5 protein-coding genes are annotated in these 3,363 nt (G+C 43.7%); 2 read left to right on the top strand and 3 right to left on the bottom strand.

Features of this window, described 5'->3' with window-relative positions; genetic code table 11:
* On the top strand, window positions 1-786 hold a 786-nt coding region (locus TOL9009_RS40925), incomplete at its 5' end, for a hypothetical protein (protein WP_221928671.1).
* A gap of 55 nt (window positions 787-841) precedes the next feature.
* Window positions 842-1,639: a hypothetical protein gene (locus TOL9009_RS40920; protein ID WP_038298060.1), complete on the top strand. Its 798-nt coding sequence runs from the start codon at window positions 842-844 to the stop codon at window positions 1,637-1,639.
* Window positions 1,640-1,695: 56 nt separating this feature from the next.
* Here TOL9009_RS40920 and TOL9009_RS0129730 read toward each other — a convergent pair whose 3' ends face one another.
* From TOL9009_RS0129730 to TOL9009_RS40915, 3 genes are read right to left on the bottom strand one after another with little or no spacing between them, the layout of a single operon-like run.
* A complete protein-coding gene (locus TOL9009_RS0129730) occupies window positions 1,696-2,082 on the bottom strand; it encodes a hypothetical protein (protein ID WP_029637097.1) in 387 nt (128 codons plus the stop codon).
* 46 nt (window positions 2,083-2,128) lie between these two features.
* Window positions 2,129-2,326 (bottom strand): hypothetical protein, encoded by a 198-nt coding sequence (locus TOL9009_RS0129725; RefSeq protein ID WP_029637096.1) that lies wholly within the window; start codon window positions 2,324-2,326, stop codon window positions 2,129-2,131.
* A gap of 13 nt (window positions 2,327-2,339) precedes the next feature.
* Window positions 2,340-3,299, bottom strand: a complete 960-nt coding sequence (locus TOL9009_RS40915; RefSeq protein WP_051503148.1) for an N-acetylmuramoyl-L-alanine amidase — start codon at window positions 3,297-3,299, stop codon at window positions 2,340-2,342.
* Window positions 3,300-3,363 lie beyond the last annotated feature (64 nt).

Below are 3,363 nucleotides of genomic sequence, written 5' to 3'. Positions count from 1 at the left end.
CGATTCCCCTTAATTATGCCATTTAATAGCAACAAAAATGTCTCTCGTGTGACAGATTGGACACCCAAACACGAAGAATTCTGCCTAGCAAATAGCATCCCACCAGCCGCTAAACTTCTCTGGCAATGGCTTACAAAGCTTGGCGAAACTGAAGAAATAGAACCAGACTTAGCAGACTTCAATGATTGGATCAAACGCTATAGAGGTAAGCCATACTGTCGCCCTACCCTCAAAAATGCGCTGATCAAGTTAATAGACTGTGGCGTTGTAAGTCTTCTGCGTCAATACACATGGCGAATTGTCAAAATAATTACCCGACCCTTAGACTGGTTGACCCCGAAAAAAAACTTACCAGAACGACAACAAATTTACGTTTTACCCACCTCAAATGCTGACAACTCCGAAACACTGATTAAGAAGCAGCAGCTATCTTCTTCTAACTACGATCTACTCCAAAGCGAAGGTTTCTTTTTTAACAAAACAGAATCAGCAGTATTAGAGAAACCTGAGAATGAAATCAAATTAAGCTTGGCAATATTTAAGTTACGCGGTGGACTTGAAAAACTCAAATCCGGCAACCCAGAAGGCTGGTTACGCACTTGTTTGCAGCATCGTTACTGGGAAGAACCGCGTAATTATCAAGCCCTACTAAGAGAGTATGGAGCTACAACCACATGGAATGAGCTATTCCCCACACCTGAGTCATGCCCTGACTTTGGTAAATATTCTGATTCCCCATCTGTTTGGGAACTATTAACACAACCCTTTCAACCCAAACGGGAATAAAAAAAGCTGCTCAGTCACAAGCAGCTCAAATTTCAAAAACCTCGAATTATAAATTATGCACCAACCATCAGAACAATTGGCATTGTTCACCTTTGAACCTAGCCAGAATGATTCGCTAACCATTCCTAGACGTTGGCAGAAAAGTTACAAGGCTTGGCGCGGTGAATTTGAAGTTATTCGCGATCGCACAATTGGAAGGTCAAAAGCCAGACATTTTGATTTTTCAATCGAGATTTACGATCCAGATGGTAACTGCGAAACAGTAGTAGAAATTACCGCGACTCTACCATGTGAAGCTGAAGCCGAATTTCGTTACACCGTTGATAAATTAGAGGTATTGTCTTTAAGCATTCCATGCTCGGTTAGCGAATCAAATTTATTTATTGATTCGCTAACTTTTACCGAAGTCTCAAGCAACACTAATGATTCGCTAACAAGAGAAGATAGTTCGGTTACAGAATCACTAGTCTCGGATGTAACCAGTAAAAATGATTCGCTAACCCTTGAAGATAATTCGGTTAGAGAATCATTAGTCTCAGATGTAACCAGTAAAAATGATTCGCTAACCCTTGAAGATAATTCGGTTAGAGAATCATTAGTCTCAGATGTAACCAGTAAAAATGATTCGCTAACCGCGATCAATATTTACAAGGCAAAGGGAACAGCAAGAGGCGATAGGAAATATTTTCGCTACAGCTATAAAGAGGCGGGAAGGACTAAGCACTTGCATATTGGCGGTGGTAACATTCACTCTGTTGTCGCCCGTTACCGAGTGCAGTTAGTTAGGGATGCTCTAGCTCGTGGACAATCGCCCAACGAGATTAAACAGTTAATTCGACAATTGAGAAATTAATCTTTACAAGGGGGTTTTCTGCTAACCGCCTCTCGTGACTCAGATAGATCGCGTGATTAAAAAGGCGGTTGGCAGAAAATCACCAACCCCCGATTCTCCAACACCCAACTCTTAATCCCCATGTCTCCCCTCTCCACCGCTGCCCTAAACTTTCTTAGTTCATCCCAAGCGCGAGTGTTAATGTTCAATTCTCTAGAATGCTGGTTTGGGTGGTAGCTTTGTCGCTTCCACTCAATATATTTATCAATCGCTTGTAATATCAAATTACAAGAAAAATCGCCCTTTGCGTCTTGGGCGAATGAGGACTTGTTTTGTTCGTCAAGCCACACAGCATAATCTAGAATTCCTGGAATAAGTGCAGCAGGAACACGGATTGTTTGGGTTTCTCCATGTTGCCACTTGCTGCTACTTTTCCACGTTCCCGAAGTTCGCCCACCTTTCATAAAAGCCTGTATTGACGTGTCACACGTCAATACAGCTTATCACCGTTCACGGGTCAATGCGAATTGCGGGTTGTAAATCTTCCGCCTCATCCCAAGTGGCTTGTCCCAATCTTCTAGCTTCATTCCACGCATCACCGGCTAACTCTTCCAGTAGCAGCGCAAAGCGTGCGGGGTGCCTCACCTGTCCGAGCAAGATGAGGTTATTTATGCGAGTTAGCGCTTCCATCAACTCATTTGAAATCATGTTTTTACTGAATTTACGATAATAGTTTTTGTGCTTCTGGTAACACAGAAACGACCTTGTTGACATAGCCCTTATCGGGACAATAACCGGCATCAACAATAAATCTCAAATACTCCCTAGGAGAAGATGAATATTTCTCCCATCCCCGGTATGGTTCTCTGGCGATAAAAAGCCAGTAACCTTTCACCGCATCCTCTAGAGTCGCAAACTTGCAGTAGCTATCAAGCCCATCGTGCGCTTGATAGGAAACGCTTTGTGCGATCGCGCTCATTTCCCGACGCCACTTAAGCCCATAGGGGTTGTTGTGTTGTAAAAATAACTTTGATGTTCCCCTGCCTGACTCCACAATCGCTTGCGCTAACTGTGCTACCTTCAATTGGGGATATTGTATTGATGTGCTTTTAAGCGCTTGGATAAAGTCTTGCCACTTGTCAGCGACGGGGGTTTTTGGACTGGGTACAGTTTCCCCGGTTAGTCCTTTGACAATCGCAGTCGCCATCTTGTCCGCGTCAAATAAATTCATATCGGCTTTGGAGTCAATGAAACAGCACTCTACGAGAATCGCCGGCATGTTCGTATTCTTGAGAACGTAGAGATGTGAGCCATCTTTCACGCCACGGTCGAAAAATCCTAAAAAACAGATTGCGTCTACCACTTTTTGAGCTATAGCCCGTCCCTGGTTGCTTATCGCAAAAACTTCGGTGCCGTGGGCTTGCTTATTGAAAGCATTAAAGTGGATGCTCACGTAAAAATCCACCTTTAGTTTGTTTGCGATGGCGCAGCGGTGGCTCAAGGAAGTTGTTACCGAACCGGCAGATTTGGGACGACAATTAACAACTTCATGACCCAGCGCCTGCAATTGAGCCGTAACTTGTTGCCCGACAGCAAGCGTAAGTTTATCTTCTTGGTACCCATCTCCACTTGCGCCAGTATCCGGCGGGCAACCATGCCCGCAGTCAATTCCATATTTCATAATGTTGCTATTGCTCCTTTTACGCGATCGCTTGAAATTTGTACATATCTCTCCAAAGTTTTAA

The organism is [Scytonema hofmanni] UTEX 2349, assembly GCF_000582685.1.
Taxonomy (GTDB): domain Bacteria; phylum Cyanobacteriota; class Cyanobacteriia; order Cyanobacteriales; family Nostocaceae; genus Hassallia; species Hassallia hofmanni.
Note: the sequence above shows the minus strand (reverse complement) of the source record. Positions and strands in the feature narration are given on the sequence as shown.